Source organism: Litoreibacter sp., from assembly GCF_039974535.1.
Classification (GTDB): domain Bacteria; phylum Pseudomonadota; class Alphaproteobacteria; order Rhodobacterales; family Rhodobacteraceae; genus Litoreibacter.
The window spans coordinates 367,805-381,658 of record NZ_JBDWIU010000010.1; the positions used below are offsets into that span (position 1 = coordinate 367,805).

Annotated in this window: 14 protein-coding genes and 1 tRNA gene; 10 read left to right on the plus strand and 5 right to left on the minus strand. The window is 54.0% G+C overall.

The features are described from left to right. Nucleotides 1–42 precede the first annotated feature (42 nt). From ABJN86_RS09460 to kdsA, 4 genes are all read left to right on the plus strand, one after another. A complete protein-coding gene (locus ABJN86_RS09460; RefSeq protein WP_348366602.1) occupies nt 43–1,341 on the plus strand; it encodes a Na+/H+ antiporter NhaA in 1,299 nt (432 codons plus the stop codon). A 201-nt stretch (nt 1,342–1,542) separates the two neighbouring features. Continuing rightward, a complete protein-coding gene (locus ABJN86_RS09465; protein WP_348366603.1) occupies nt 1,543–2,202 on the plus strand; it encodes an ATP-binding cassette domain-containing protein in 660 nt (219 codons plus the stop codon). Beyond that, nucleotides 2,180–3,856 (plus strand): capsule biosynthesis protein, encoded by a 1,677-nt coding sequence (locus ABJN86_RS09470; RefSeq protein WP_348366605.1) that lies wholly within the window; start codon nt 2,180–2,182, stop codon nt 3,854–3,856. The genes ABJN86_RS09465 and ABJN86_RS09470 overlap by 23 nt, the downstream gene beginning before the upstream one ends. A gap of 6 nt (nt 3,857–3,862) precedes the next feature. Then, nucleotides 3,863–4,696, plus strand: coding sequence for a 3-deoxy-8-phosphooctulonate synthase (kdsA, locus tag ABJN86_RS09475; protein WP_348366607.1), 834 nt, complete (start codon nt 3,863–3,865; stop codon nt 4,694–4,696). A 1-nt stretch (nt 4,697) separates the two neighbouring features. Here the strand turns inward: kdsA and ABJN86_RS09480 are convergent, their stop codons facing one another. Next, nucleotides 4,698–5,873 (minus strand): NAD(P)/FAD-dependent oxidoreductase, encoded by a 1,176-nt coding sequence (locus ABJN86_RS09480; protein WP_348366930.1) that lies wholly within the window; start codon nt 5,871–5,873, stop codon nt 4,698–4,700. Nucleotides 5,874–5,965: 92 nt separating this feature from the next. Here ABJN86_RS09480 and ABJN86_RS09485 point away from each other — a divergent pair. Next, nucleotides 5,966–6,040: transfer RNA gene (locus ABJN86_RS09485), tRNA-Gln, on the plus strand. Nucleotides 6,041–6,546: 506 nt separating this feature from the next. Here ABJN86_RS09485 and ABJN86_RS09490 read toward each other — a convergent pair. The 4 genes from ABJN86_RS09490 to ABJN86_RS09505 all read right to left on the minus strand — a co-directional run bounded on the left by ABJN86_RS09490 (nt 6,547) and on the right by ABJN86_RS09505 (nt 10,151). Next, a complete protein-coding gene (locus ABJN86_RS09490) occupies nt 6,547–7,503 on the minus strand; it encodes a primase-helicase family protein (protein WP_348366609.1) in 957 nt (318 codons plus the stop codon). Between the two features lie 169 nt (nt 7,504–7,672). Beyond that, nucleotides 7,673–8,005, minus strand: coding sequence for a hypothetical protein (locus tag ABJN86_RS09495; protein ID WP_348366611.1), 333 nt, complete (start codon nt 8,003–8,005; stop codon nt 7,673–7,675). Between the two features lie 94 nt (nt 8,006–8,099). Further along, on the minus strand, nt 8,100–8,639 hold the full coding sequence (locus ABJN86_RS09500) for a hypothetical protein (protein ID WP_348366612.1): 540 nt from the start codon (nt 8,637–8,639) through the stop codon (nt 8,100–8,102). Nucleotides 8,640–9,689: 1,050 nt separating this feature from the next. Beyond that, the gene (locus ABJN86_RS09505) at nt 9,690–10,151 is read right to left on the minus strand and encodes a helix-turn-helix domain-containing protein (protein WP_348366613.1); all 462 of its coding nucleotides are present in this window, start codon (nt 10,149–10,151) and stop codon (nt 9,690–9,692) included. Nucleotides 10,152–10,309: 158 nt separating this feature from the next. Between ABJN86_RS09505 and ABJN86_RS09510 the strand changes: the two genes are divergently transcribed. From ABJN86_RS09510 to hmpA, 5 genes are all read left to right on the plus strand, one after another. Then, a complete protein-coding gene (locus ABJN86_RS09510) occupies nt 10,310–11,056 on the plus strand; it encodes a hypothetical protein (RefSeq protein WP_348366615.1) in 747 nt (248 codons plus the stop codon). Nucleotides 11,057–11,111: 55 nt separating this feature from the next. Next, the gene (locus ABJN86_RS09515) at nt 11,112–11,348 is read left to right on the plus strand and encodes a hexameric tyrosine-coordinated heme protein (protein ID WP_348366617.1); all 237 of its coding nucleotides are present in this window, start codon (nt 11,112–11,114) and stop codon (nt 11,346–11,348) included. Then, the gene (locus ABJN86_RS09520; protein WP_348366618.1) at nt 11,345–11,902 is read left to right on the plus strand and encodes a redoxin domain-containing protein; all 558 of its coding nucleotides are present in this window, start codon (nt 11,345–11,347) and stop codon (nt 11,900–11,902) included. Before ABJN86_RS09515 ends, ABJN86_RS09520 begins: the two co-directional genes overlap by 4 nt. A 30-nt stretch (nt 11,903–11,932) precedes the next feature. After that, a complete protein-coding gene (locus ABJN86_RS09525) occupies nt 11,933–12,472 on the plus strand; it encodes a cytochrome P460 family protein (RefSeq protein ID WP_348366620.1) in 540 nt (179 codons plus the stop codon). Nucleotides 12,473–12,599: 127 nt separating this feature from the next. Next, complete coding sequence (gene hmpA, locus ABJN86_RS09530; protein ID WP_348366622.1) at nt 12,600–13,814, plus strand: NO-inducible flavohemoprotein; 1,215 nt, start codon at nt 12,600–12,602, stop codon at nt 13,812–13,814. The last annotated feature ends 40 nt before the right edge of the window (nt 13,815–13,854 follow it).

Sequence of the window (13,854 nt, forward strand, 5' to 3'; positions counted from 1 at the left end):
GGGTTAACTCACGGCAAACAACTTACCTACGGGAGGGGCGGCATGTATCGCGTCTGGAACTTTGTCACCAACTATTCGCTGTTGCTGATTATCGGCGCGCTTATTGCGCTTGTGTGGGCGAACACGAACCCACATGCCTATCACCACTTTGTCGAGACCCCCTTGTGGTTCAATGACTGGATCGGTTTGGATTACTCGTATTGGGCCAAGTCCTACGGCGAGGGCTACGAAAAATACGAAGTCGGTGACGTCACTAAAGTTTTGAGCCTCCACTACCTTGTAAATGATGTGTTGATGGCATTGTTCTTTGCGATTGCAGCGAAGGAAGTCTGGGAAGCCGTGATCCTCAAGAATGGATCACTGCGAGGCAAGAAAGCGGCAACGCCCTTGTTTGCAACGGCGGGCGGCATGTTTGGCCCTATTGGCGTGTACCTTGGGTTGGCCTACTTCCTTGGCTCTGACACCTACAGCGCCGTGGCGAACGGTTGGGCAATTCCGACGGCGACTGACATTGCGTTCAGTTATCTTGTGGGCCGTATGGTCTTTGGTGCGGGCCACCCGGCGGTGCGCTTCTTGTTGCTTTTGGCTATCGCGGACGACGCGGCTGGCTTGATCATTCTGGCGATTTTCTATCCATCTGGCGAATTGGCACCAGAGTGGCTGTTGCTATCGTTTGGGGCCGCTGTTGGCGTTTACCTGCTGGCGAACTGGCTGCCTCGCAAATTGGACCGTGGCAACCAAACGCGTCCTGTCTCTACGTTTGTGCGCAACAAATTGCACTTCCTGCCATACCTTATCGCAGCATGCCTTAGCTGGTACGGCTTCGCGGAAAGTGGCCTGCACCCGGCGCTTGGCCTGCTGCCAATCGTGCCGACTATCCCACATGCAGACCGCGCTTTCGGCCTGTTCTCGGAGGCTGAGCAATATTTGACCGACCTGCTTAACGTGTTCGAGCACGCACTGAAGCACCCTGTTGAGATCATCTTGTTCTTCTTTGGCCTGTTGAACGCTGGGGTTGAGTTCAACGCCATTGGGGATGCAACTTGGCTGGTTCTGGCCGGCTTGTTGATCGGTAAACCTGTCGGCATCTTGCTGTTCGGCTGGGTTGCTGCAAAGCCATTGGGGCTGGGGCTGCCGCAAGGCATGCGGATTGTGGATCTGATTGTTATCGGGTGTGTCGCGGCAATTGGCTTTACGGTATCGCTGTTTGTGGCATCCGTGGCGTTTGATGCTGGGCCTGTTCAGGACGCCGCGAAGATGGGGGCCTTGTTCTCATTTGGTGCCGCAGCCGTGTCTCTTCTGGCCGGTAAGATCTGCCGAGTTGAGAAACAAAACAGTTAAAGAGGCACTCATCCAGTGTGATTGATTAGCAAGACGGCGCATTTATTTGTGCCGTCTTGTCACGTTTACGGTCTTTTTACTGATATAGCGTTGAACTGCAGGGGCCTAATCCGACATAATACGGCCTTAAAAGGTGCCTAGAATGCACCTAACGATCCGCTAGGCACATGCGGGCACAATGAGGTGGGGGTTTCCCCGGAGATGATAGAGTTTCAAGACGTCAGCAAGTCCTTTTGGACCGGCACGCAGCGCAAGGTGATCCTTGACCGCGCTTCTTTTCGCGTGGAGCTTGGTCATTCAATCGGGGTTTTGGCCCCGAATGGCACGGGCAAGACCACTATTGTCAACATGATGGCGGGGTTGGAGAAGCCTGACGAGGGCGAGATCGTGCGCACTTCTCGGATATCCTTCCCGTTGGGTTTCATGGGCGGAGTGGTTGGCAAGCACACGGCGCGTGAGAACGCTCGGTATATTGCTAGGCTCTATTCGCTTGACCCAGATTACATCGAGGCCTTCTGCCGTTACCTGTGTGGCTTGGAGGAGTACTTCGATATGCCCGTCGGCACGTATTCGTCCGGTATGAAGGCCAGATTTACGTTTTCGCTGATGTTGGCGTTAGAATTTGACATCTACCTTATTGACGAGGGGATGCCTGCGACGACTGATGTAGAGTTTAACCGCAAGGCGGGCTCCATCTTGAAAGACCGATTGAAGAAAGCCACAGTTATCGTGGTATCGCACCAAGCTGAAACGCTGGAAAAATTCTGCCGATCCGCCGCAGTCCTGAGTAAGGGCAAGCTGGTCATGTTCGACACATTGGAAGAAGCGAAGCAACTGTATGACTACGAAACCCAAAGCTAAAAAGTACCGCCTGCGGCGCAGTGAGGGTCAATCTGCGGCAGCAATGCCTGCGGCCTCAGCACCTGCGGGTACGAGCTCTGCTGTTACGGACATCTTGCAAGCTGAAGAGATGATGTTTGCAGCGCCTGTCGATGACGGGTTTGGCAAGCAGGATTTTCGTGCGGGGGCTGCTGACAAACCCGAGGGCAAAACGCAAGAAGCGGTAGCCGAGGAGGCCGCTAAAAGTCCTGCGGAGCTGATCGATGGTATTCGTCGCGAGGGCTTGACCGGCCGGCAATTGCGCATGGCACGCCGTGTTGCGCAAAAGCAGGGCTTGGCACCGGTGTCTGACTATGACGCCGTTAGATTGTTGCGCGAAAAGGGGATCGATCCGTTCAAGCGCTCCAACATGTTGGAGCTGGTGATGCCTGATGGCGAAGACGCGGAGGCAACACAGGGCGGCCAGCCACAGCTGCCATCCACCGTCGTGGCGAAAGCCGCCTTGCCCTCAACAGAAGTGATTTCGGATGACCACCGCGCGTCGGACATCATGGCTATTCAGCGTGACATCGCGAAACGCCGCCGCCGCCGTGCGACTTTGCTTGCCATTCGAATGATGGTTTTCGTCATGCTGCCTGCGTTTGTAGCTGGGTATTACTATTATGTAATTGCGACACCGATGTATGCGACCAAGTCGGAGTTCGTTATTCAGACGGCCGAGCCATCTTCATCGGGCCAGTTGGGTGGCTTGTTCTCGGGCACGGGTCTTGCGACGTCGCAAGACAGTATCACGGTGCAAGGATACCTGCAGTCGCGGGACGCAATGCTGCGTCTGAACGAGGATGAAGGGTTCAAGACCCACTTCTCCCAAGACAATATCGATGCTTTGCAGCGCATAGAATTGGACAGCTCGAATGAGGCTGCCTACTCGCTTTACAAAAAGCATGTACGGATCGGGTACGACCCTGCCGAAGGCGTTATCAAGATGGAAGTCAGCGCGGCCTCGCCAGAGACATCAGCGGCGTTTTCAGAGAAGCTGATTTCCTATGCCGAGCAGCGGGTCGATGAGCTGACATCGCGCTTGCGTGGCGATCAGATGCAAGGCGCATCCGAAAGCCGAGTTGAAGCTGAAGAAAAGATGTTCGCGGCGCAGGACCGGATCGTCTCGTTACAAGAGAGACTGGGCGTTTTGAGCCCAGAGAGTGAAGTTCAAGCGATCTTCGGGCAGATTACGCAGTTGGACAGTGAGCTGCTGACTTCGCGGATTTCGTTGCAGCAATTTTTGGCAAACCCGCGCCCCAACCAAGCAAAGGTTAGCGCTGAAGAAAACAAGATTACGGAATTGCAAAAGCTCATTGCTGAAAAGCGTGACCAGTTGACCGAGAGCAATGAAGACACTGGCTCGTTGGCACGTATCTCGGCCGAGCTGTTGATCGCCCAAGGTGATCTGGCCATGCGCCAAGAGTTCCTTGCGGCAGCAGAAGCGCAGTTCGAGTCGGCCCGCCTAGAGGCGAACCGTCAGGTCCGTTACTTGTCCATCGGGGTCAAACCCGTAGCGCCGGACGAGCCGACCTATCCCCGCTCATTTGAGAACACGATCTTGGCGTTCTTGATCTTTGCGGGCATCTACTTGATGGTCTCGCTGACCGCTTCCATCCTACGTGAACAGGTATAACCCCAAATGAAAACTATCCGTATTGGCGCATTAGATTGCAGCAATGATTTGCCTTTGACCGTGATTGCGGGCCCTTGCCAGCTTGAAGGGCTAGACCACGCGTTGATGATCGCTGAAGCCATGGCGAAAGCCTGCGCGGATGCGGGGGCCGGATTTGTGTTCAAAGCCAGCTACGACAAGGCGAACCGAACATCCGTGTCTGGCGTTCGGGGGCTCGGCATCGAAGAGGGTCTTCGCGTGATGGACGAGGTGCGTGCCAATATCGGCTGCCCGACACTCACCGACGTCCATGCGCCCGAGCAATGCGCGGCCGTGGCCGAGGCCGTTGACGTTATGCAAATCCCTGCTTTCTTGTGCCGCCAAACCGACCTGTTGGTCGCGGCGGGCAAAACCGGTGCGGTGGTGAACATCAAGAAGGGCCAGTTCTTGGCCCCTTGGGACATGCCGAACGTGGTGTCCAAAGTGGAAAGCACCGGCAATGAGAACATCATGCTGACCGAGCGTGGCACATCCTTTGGGTACAACGCGCTGGTTGCCGATTTCCGCGGTCTGCCAACGATGGCGAAAACAGGCTATCCGGTGATCATGGACGCCACGCATTCGGTGCAGCAACCGGGCGGGCAGGGCGGATCTTCTGGTGGGCAGCGCGAATTTGCACCAGTGATGGCACGTGCTGCGGTCTCGCTTGGTGTGGCAGGGGTGTTTATCGAGACACATGAAGACCCCGACAGCGCGCCATCAGACGGCCCCAACATGATCCCGCTGCATCAGATGCCGGAGTTGATGAAAAGCCTGATGGGTTTTGACGCTTTGGCCAAGGCAAACCCTTGTCGCGTGTAGGTTAGGCGACCTGACCGGCGGCCCAGCCGGATGACCACGCCCATTGGAAATTGTAACCGCCCAGCCATCCCGTGACGTCGACAACTTCGCCGATGAAATAGAGGCCGGGGATATCTTTGGCCTCCATTGTTTTGGAGCTTAAGGCGTCCGTGCCGACACCGCCCAATGTTACCTCCGCTGTGCGGTACCCTTCGGAGCCAATCGGCTTTACCTGCCAGTTGTGCACGCGCTCGGCCAAGCTATCGAGGGACGCGTTGTTCTGGTCCGCCAAGTTGCCGCTATGTCGTGATTGGGCAACCACCATGGCCGCCAGCTTTTCGGGGATGATGCGCGCCAATGCATTCTTGATGGATATCCGCCCCGCCTCGGCGCGCATTGCCTTCAGCTCCTCACTGACGTTACTGGCGGCCGCAAGGTTTACGCCCAAGGTGCTGCCTTCGTCCCAATAGGACGAAATTTGCAAAATAGATGGCCCCGACAGCCCACGGTGCGTGAAGAGCAACCCTTCGCTAAAGCTGGAGTTATTGCAGGACACATTGGCCTGAACGGAGGTGCCTGCAAGGGGGCGTGTTTGCTCCAGCTCTTGTTCGCTAAAGGTTAGGGGAACCAAGCCAGCCCGCGTGGGGACCAAGGGGAGGCCGAACTGCGCGGCGATCCGGTAACCGAAGCCCGTGGCTCCCATTTTTGGGATAGACTTACCGCCACTGGCAACCACCAAACTTTCGCAAGTGATTGTTCCTGCGCTGGTTAGTAGCTGGAATCCGCCGTCCGTCTGGGTGGCTTCTGTGATGGTTGTGCCGAGCTTGATCGACACGCCAGCCGTCTCCATGTCCCCAAGCAACATCGCGATGATGTCTTTGGCGGAGCGATCGCAAAACAACTGCCCTAGTGTTTTTTCATGCCAAGGGATGCCAGCCGCATCGACCATGGCAATGAAATCCCATTGGGTGAACCGTTTCAGCGCTGACACCGCAAAGCGCGGGTTTTGTGATAGAAAGCGATCTGGTTGAATGTCGAGGTTGGTGAAATTACACCGCCCGCCGCCAGAGATGCGAATCTTCTCGCCCGCAGCCTTTGCGTGATCGAGCAGCAATACTGAGCGCCCTCGGCGCGCCGATTCGAGCGCGCACATCATGCCGGCGGCCCCTGCGCCAATGATTACAACCTGTGCTTTCATAGGGTCGGGGATAAAGGGCGCACTTCCGTACGACAAGACGCGATTTTGGGGTTGCAGCATCGAGAAAGGCATATTAAATCACAAGACGGTATTGGGATGTGGCCTAGCGGTAGGGCACCTGTTTTTGGTACAGTAGATCGTAGGTTCGAATCCTACCATCCCAGCCAACCACCTCAGACATTGTTAGGAATGGACCTCAGGGCCACCGGTGGGTCCACAGTGCCCCAAGGAATGCCCCACGAGGCCACAGAGCGGGTGCCGTGGGTGCCGCCTGGGGACCCTGATGGGCTCCCAGAAGGCCTCGTTCACGTGTTAGAGCAGATCGTAGTCCACCCCGTTCGCCCATTAATCCCAGTCGTCCCGCTTGTTATCCACCTTGGACCCGACCACGAGGTGCGCGGGGTTCACGCAGAGCCGGTTATGGCACCGATGCCGAACCACCTCGTTCGCCCCGATAACGGCCCTCTCACGGACGCAATATACGAAGCGATAGGCGGGCAGTTGGTGACCCCGGAAACGGACCTTGCGGGGCAAGGTCGTATTCGTCACCAGACAGCCATTCTCGTCCTCGCTCGTGTCCTTGATCAGAGAGTCGGCCCTCGCAAGGGCCTCCTCATAGTGTTCTGCCATTACTCTCTCGAGGTATATCTGGCTTTCGTCGCGATACGTAAAATCAGTCAATATATTCGATCCTCTTCAATTCCTCAGGCATGGCCCCGCGAAGGTGTTCGTCAATCTTCACGAGTTCCATGCCGGGCCCTTGCAGGTACCCTCGATCTACCGAGAACTCAGGGGCAACCCAGAGCGCCTTGGAGAAGGTTGCTCCTCCCCACTTCACCTTGAACTTCGTCCACCCGAGTTCCGCCATGAGGTGGCGGGTCTGGCCGATCGAGCTCTTCAACGATTGCGAGATGAACGCCGCGAGGTTGCTCTCCGGCCTTTCCTTCAGTCCATGGCGGTTCAGTTCCTCCTCGAGCAGGGTGAGAACTGTCCGCTCGGAGGCCGCGTTAATCCGAAGCATGACGGGTGTGGCGTGGATCGATACGTTCAGTGACTTGGCGGAGAACCTGTCGGGCAGCGAGCGGACCATCAGGGCTGCGTGCAGTTTGGCGATGTTCGCCGGATCGCCCATGTAGTCGTAAAGACGAGCAATCAAGGCCGTGAACTCACCGGCCTTCTCGCCTGAAGCGTGTCCGCTGTGATCAACTTCGATGATATAGAACCGCCGGTCACCCTCTTCGATCCATGTGGGGAGGTGATTGCTGGTGAAGATAAAGCAACAGCTCTGCCGAACCCGCTCAGCCTCTCGCCCCTTCATTTCCGATAGGGTCGTCGTCTCGGTCAGATAGCTCTTCAGCATAGTGGCCTGCTTAGATCCTGGGCGAAGCTGGAGCTCCTCCGAGATCACGAGCTTGCTTCGAAGCGCGGTCATGTTGAAACGGCTGGTGAGCATATCGACGTTATTTTGAGTGACCGAGTTATCTTCCCCGAACAGCAAAGCCAGCAACTGGCAGAGGGTGCTCTTCCCGGTTCCTTTGCTGCGAGAGTAGAGCAACGGGGCCCAAGTCGGCTTCCTTGCTCGCCCATGACCCTCATCACTTTTTCTCCCGGAGTGGGCGAACTGGGGCATTCCTTGGGGCCCTTTGGGTGTCTGGGGGAGCGTCTTCCACGGGTGCAGTTGGTGACGTCACGTGCTCGGCTCGTTCACGGTGTTAGCGGTGGACCTGCATCCCAGCCGTCAGCAAGAAAAAAGTAAAGTGTACCCCCGACGGCTCCCGGAGGAACCGCCGAGGACATTGTCACCGGGGCAGCCTGATCTGATCGATGATACCCCGCTTCTGTTCGTCCGAGATGCCCGCTGAGTAGATCGAGTAGGTCAACTGGTTCTCAGATCGCGCCGACTGGTGGCCCACAAGAGACGCGGTGAAGTGCTCCGGAACCCCCGTTCGCTCGCACTGGGTGATGAACCACTTCCGAGTACTGTGGAATACCAACCCCGGACGCCCCAACCCCAGTTTCTCCCTCAACCCCGTGAATGCCTTGGTCACCTGGTTCACCGTCAGGTGGGGGAATAGCGGGCCCTCGGCGGGGAGCCGATCCAGCACCCCCTCCAACTCAGAGTGCAGAGGCACCAGCCGTTCACTGGCATCGGTCTTTAGCTCCCTGATCCGGTTGGGCCGAACGTGCCGAGGTCGCCAACATCAGGAACTGAGCATGATAAAATTCCTAGGGCTTGATGCGCACCACGACCTTTGGAGGCTTAAGTGTACAGGTCGATCCATCATCTGCCGTGAATACTTGCGAAACTCGGTCGTCGATTGTGAGCTCGCCAGGGCCATAGAGCCCATTAGTATTTTGATTCAAAATGGTTATATATCGGGCTTGAACCGGAAACACGCCATCGTCATTAAATAGGGGGCTATCTTGCAGATATGCCGCGTCCGGTGCGCGATGGCCATCTAACCCATTACCTGTAATATCACGAACAACATCATTCGGAGCCTGGTGTGAGATAACGTAGTTCTGGCCTAATTTGGGAACCTCAGCCAAACGCGTTAAAACTTGAGAAAGTTGCGACCCTGATTTTGAAACGACGACGCTTCCAAACCCTTTGGCGCTTAATGGAGAGAGCAATTCACTTATACTTATTTCTGGATGGGCGTAATACTGAACATCAAAGCCGCCGCAATCAATCTCTTGAAGTAGCGTCATTCCCGTAAAAAAAGCTGGAACCAATGTACTGTTCTCCTGTGTTGTCGGGGTCATACAACCCGATAAGAAAACCGCTGTGGCAAGGGTTCTTAAGGCGGTCTTATGTAGTCTCCAATAATTCTATTACGGCTAACCCGCCGCCCGTTACGGTTCAATATATCCTGGACAGCGTAAGCGATTGTAGACGCATATCGTGCCTGACGAGCTTCTTGTTCGTTTACCATTGTGTCCATTAGGTGTTGCTGGCCCGATGCATTCTGCACCGTGGAATCAGGCAGCACATAATCGACCCCACCACGATTCAACCTAGTATCATTATACTCGTCTTTGAGGCCAAGCATATGACCGTATTCGTGGGCTTCCAAAATATCAGCTTGCGGATTCCTTCGCGACGGCACTCTACCGTCCGTACCAGAGCGAGACTCACCTATGTTAAATACCGCGCTATAGCCAGAAACATACGATTGCCCTTGAAGAACGCTTTGCCGTGGGATCAGTGGGCCTAGCGTATTTGGTGCCGGCTGAGGCGGAACGTTCACCATCTCAACGTTGTAGTGGACACCACCCTTGCGCCCTCCCGATGAAAGCACAATCTGAGGGTCAAAGACTATTTCGTATATGTTTTGGCCGCAGGTAGAGTCAGTGATGTCTAGCTTCAACGGTTTTGCGTTCCAATAACGTGCTATTGCTGCCGGAATCAACCGAATACGGCTGGAAAGTTGCGTGTTGTTCGTCGCAACGCTTAAAGGTCGCTCCGGACTAGGCGCAGTAGAATTTATCGCCGCCATCAGTGTTGTGATAATGATCCGGCCCGCTCCAGGAGCGGATGAGGCAGTTGCAGGCGAATGAGTATCAACCACGATGTTTGCCTTAAACGGGTTCGCATGTTGGCCGTTATACCCTCCACTAGAGCTTTTCTGACGTAGTGCGCTATTGGGAGTATTGTCATGTGCACCATTCCTAGAAATTAAACCAGAACAACAGCCGCAAGCTGCGCGTGTTGGACGCACCGATAAAGCGCTTCTCGCGGCACTTCCGTCAGCCGCTGCGCTGACAGGAGCGCCACCTAACGAGCCAGGCGACGTGCTTGGTGATACGGTTGAATTAAAGCACATTCTCTCTCATACCCTTTGTCTTGTTCAACCTTTTCACCGCGTAAGCGAGGACATGATCCGCTTTAGAATCTGGATCATTTTTCTCAAGGATTTTTTCTTTGATCCAAGGGAAAAGAGGGTCTGCATAGTAGCTCGTCCCAAACCAGTAACTAAGTATTACCGACACCTGATACCCCTTCGGACTATCCATTTCCATCATGCGCGCAGCTTGCCGAGTGGCCCCCAAGAACTCTTGCCTTGGCGACAGGTCATAGCTAATGACCCGCTTGTCCTGAGTTGAGCGCACCTTTTCTACATATCCCTTTCGTAGCAGAGATTTGAGCGTCTGAGAGGTCGTTCTGCGTGTTGCGCCAAGATAGGCCGCAACCTGCGACGGGATTCGCGAGAACTTGTTGGCTTGCACGAGATAGCCAAGCGTTGCGTCTTGGGTCGGATTTAATTCGTGTTCCAACTGTCTGTTGCGTCTAGCCTCGCCAATCTGCTGATCAGTTCGCGAATATGTGGTTTTGGCTCCACAAGAGAAAGGTAGCGAGTCGAAATAGTTATTGCAATAATGTCGACTCGCTACTAATGGTGAGTCGACATCAGCCAAACTTGAAAGGATTTGTCATGAAACTTCTGAAACTCTCCGCTGCGGCGCTGGTCTTGACTGCTGGAGCCGCCATTGCTGACGGCGACCATGATCACGGGATCACTTCCCCAGTGGATTCTGCAAGGGTTGCGGACTTCGATATTGTAGCTGCTGAAGTGGAAATTAGCGGACGGTTTGCCACTTTCCGTATGTCTTCCGCTGGAACCGCTGGGGGCACCACGCTTGAAGCAACAGGAAATGGAGCTCCCGGAGCGGGCATCTGGGCCTATGTATGGCCAACCACACTTGACCCATCTGCTGTTGGCTTTGGTGAAGAGACTGGCCTTTTGGCGCTAGCAGCAACCAATCATCCAGATTTTGACGACACACCACTTTTCGACGAAAACATTGATGGCGACACCGGTAACGACGGTGGGCATTGGCACAGCCATTGGGTGGTGTTGACCCCAAATGAGGAATGTGGGCCCGGCGCTCTCGCTGTCAAAGATGTTGCCGAAGGTGAAACACCTGTCATGCCTGCGACATGGCCTGGTGTTCCATTCTACCTCGATAGCCCTGGTTTTACGCCGGTGTTTGACGGGGCCGAAATCACGATCAACGTCGTGCTGGCCAATTCAGACATTAGTGCGCTTGAAGGCATCAACTACGATGGGGTCACGACTGCACTACGTGTCGATACAGATTTCCACGCCCCTTATGTCTGCGTCACCGATGTCTTTGATGTCGCCTCTGGCGACCTGAGCCTTCCTGGCAAAATTGATTAACGCAACCGTACAGGCGGTGCTGGCCGTCGCCTGTCGCTCAACACAGGAGAAGAAAATGCCCAATGATTGGCTCCCCTCTCTCATCACTTCCACGCGCCAAGATAGCTACGCGCCGCCGGTTCTGCTGTCTCGTATGGCCGTGAAACTGATCCAATCCGACGCAGCCTTTCGTGAAAAGTTGAGATCTGAATACGAAGTTGACGCCGATGCGCTGATTGCAGTCCCACACGTCGCTGCAACACAGTTTTCGACTATTGCTGCAACCAACAATTATTGGAGAAACATCCAATGAAAACCGCAAGTGTCTATTCGAATGCGCCCGAACTACAGGTCATGCAATGGTTCAACACTCCTGAACCAATCACTCTTTCTGACCTTCGAGGGAAAGTTGTTGTGATTGAGGCTTTTCAGATGCTTTGCCCGGGATGCGTTAGCCACGGCCTTCCACAAGCTATGCGGATATCGGAAACATTCTCACAAGACGATGTTGTGGTTATTGGGCTTCACACGGTCTTTGAACACCACAGCGCTATGCAACCACATGCGCTTGAAGCATTCCTCCACGAGTATCGAATTAAGTTTCCAGTGGGTGTCGACCAACCCTCAGAAATGGACGGAATGGCACTTCCGAACACAATGCAGACATATCAACTTAGGGGAACACCATCGCTGCTTGTCATCGACCGGATGGGTCGCCAGAGGCTCAATTTGTTTGGACAAGAAAACGATATGAAACTTGCCGCATCAATATCGAAACTGATTTACGAAGCGCCAGTTGCTGAAGAGACCAGCAACGTTAGGAGCATCGCTGGTCAAGTCTGCACGCCAATCGGTTGTACCAATTAAGAGATGATCTTGGACAGAAAAGGAATTCCCATGAACAACTATCGCAAAGCAATCATTGGCATAGCAGTCATTTTATCGGGTGCTACAGCTCTTTGGGCAGCTGATGATCTACTGCAAGATCGTGCTTTGGAATATCCGACTGGATATCGTGACACATTCACCGAGTACTTTCGCGGTGATCGCCTCTTTGAACACGATCAAGTTATTCGGATTTACGCCAATGATGTCGCGCTTGATGGAGCCAAACTGGACGGAATGCTTCCCTATGGCTCTGTTCTGGTTGCTGAACTCTTTACAACGATAGAGGATGAAGACGGCGACGTAAAAGAGAGCGCAATCGGGCGAAGAATTTCTGGCCCAATGAAAGCAATTGCCGTGATGGAAAGACAGTCTGGATGGGATGAACAATATCCTGAAGAGCTAAAGGTCGGAGACTGGGAATTTGATCTTTTTAGCACAGCTGGAGAGAACCTGAACAAAGACATGACTGCTTGCCGTGCGTGCCATAATCCACTGTCAGATTCAGAGTTTGTTTTTTCTCTCGAACATCTCATTGCAGCTCAACCATAGAAGTCTCGTCATCGAGATCACGCAAGTCTAGTTTGCAGCTTTGCGTCTGAGTTCACACGTTTGTCGCGTTTGGCACGATTGGTGGATCTTGGACCAAAGGACTGGCTCTACAAGGAAATTACTCACCATGCTTTCACAAAAAACAATCGACATCGTTAAATCGACCGTTCCAGTTCTGAGTGAGAACGGAACCGCTCTGACCTCTCACTTTTACAAAAGAATGTTTGAGCGAAACCCAGAAGTGAAACCCTACTTCAATGCATCAAATCAAGCCGAAGGGCGGCAACAACAGGCCCTTGCGGGTGCAATTGTTGCCTTCGCCAAAAATGTCGATAATTTGGAAGCACTTACGAGTGCTGTGGAGTTGATCGCGAACAAACATGCGTCGCTCATGATCAAGCCAACGCACTATCCCATTGTTGGTGAAAATTTACTGGCATCAATCCAAGAGTTTTTAAACTTAGAGCCGTCGAGTGAGATCATAACTGCTTGGGGAGAGGCTTATGACTTTCTTGCAGGCATTCTCATCGGTCGCGAGGCGACGATCTACAAGAGCAATGCTGAACGAGAGGGCGGTTGGTCTGGTTTCCGTTCATTTCGTGTCACCAAGCGTGTGCAGGAAAGTTCACTCGTAACGTCGTTTTATCTTGAACCGCAAGACGGCGGCTCCCTCCCCGAATACCTACCAGGTCAATACCTCACTGTTCGCGTCCCGACACCGGATGGACATACAACGATGCGCAATTATAGCCTATCTGATCTCAGTACAAAAAAACTGTTCCGCATTAGCGTTAAACACGAACAAGGCCGCGTTGGTGCTCAGCCTGTTGGATATGTTTCGAATTACCTTCATACGTTAGTGAAAGAGGGAGGAACACTTGAGGTTGGGCCACCTTGCGGTGAGTTTGTTTTGAAGGCAGGTAAGGATTCAGAAAAACCCCTAGTATTCCTTGCAGGCGGAATTGGTGTCACGCCACTCCTTAGCATGATTTCCAGCGCGCTGGATGAGGACGCAGAGCGTTCGGCTATTTTTGTGCATGCATGCTTGAACGAAGAAGTTCAGCCGTTTCGCTCATCGCTTGAAGAGCTAGCCAATCGCTATCCCAATCTGAAGCTTCACCATCGATACGAGCAACGCGGGGAGAACGATCATCAGGCTGCAAACGCGAGCGACGGGAGAGTTGACGAGACGTTCCTTGACGGGCTGCTTGAAGATACAAATGCAGATTATTACATCTGTGGCCCAAGTGGCTTTATGTCCGCGATGAGCGGCATTCTGAGCGATTGGAATATTCCGGCTTCACAAGTCCGACTGGAGGCATTCGGTCCACAATCACCATAGCAGCAAGCATCTGGCTTTACGAGGTTGAGGTCAGGCCGTC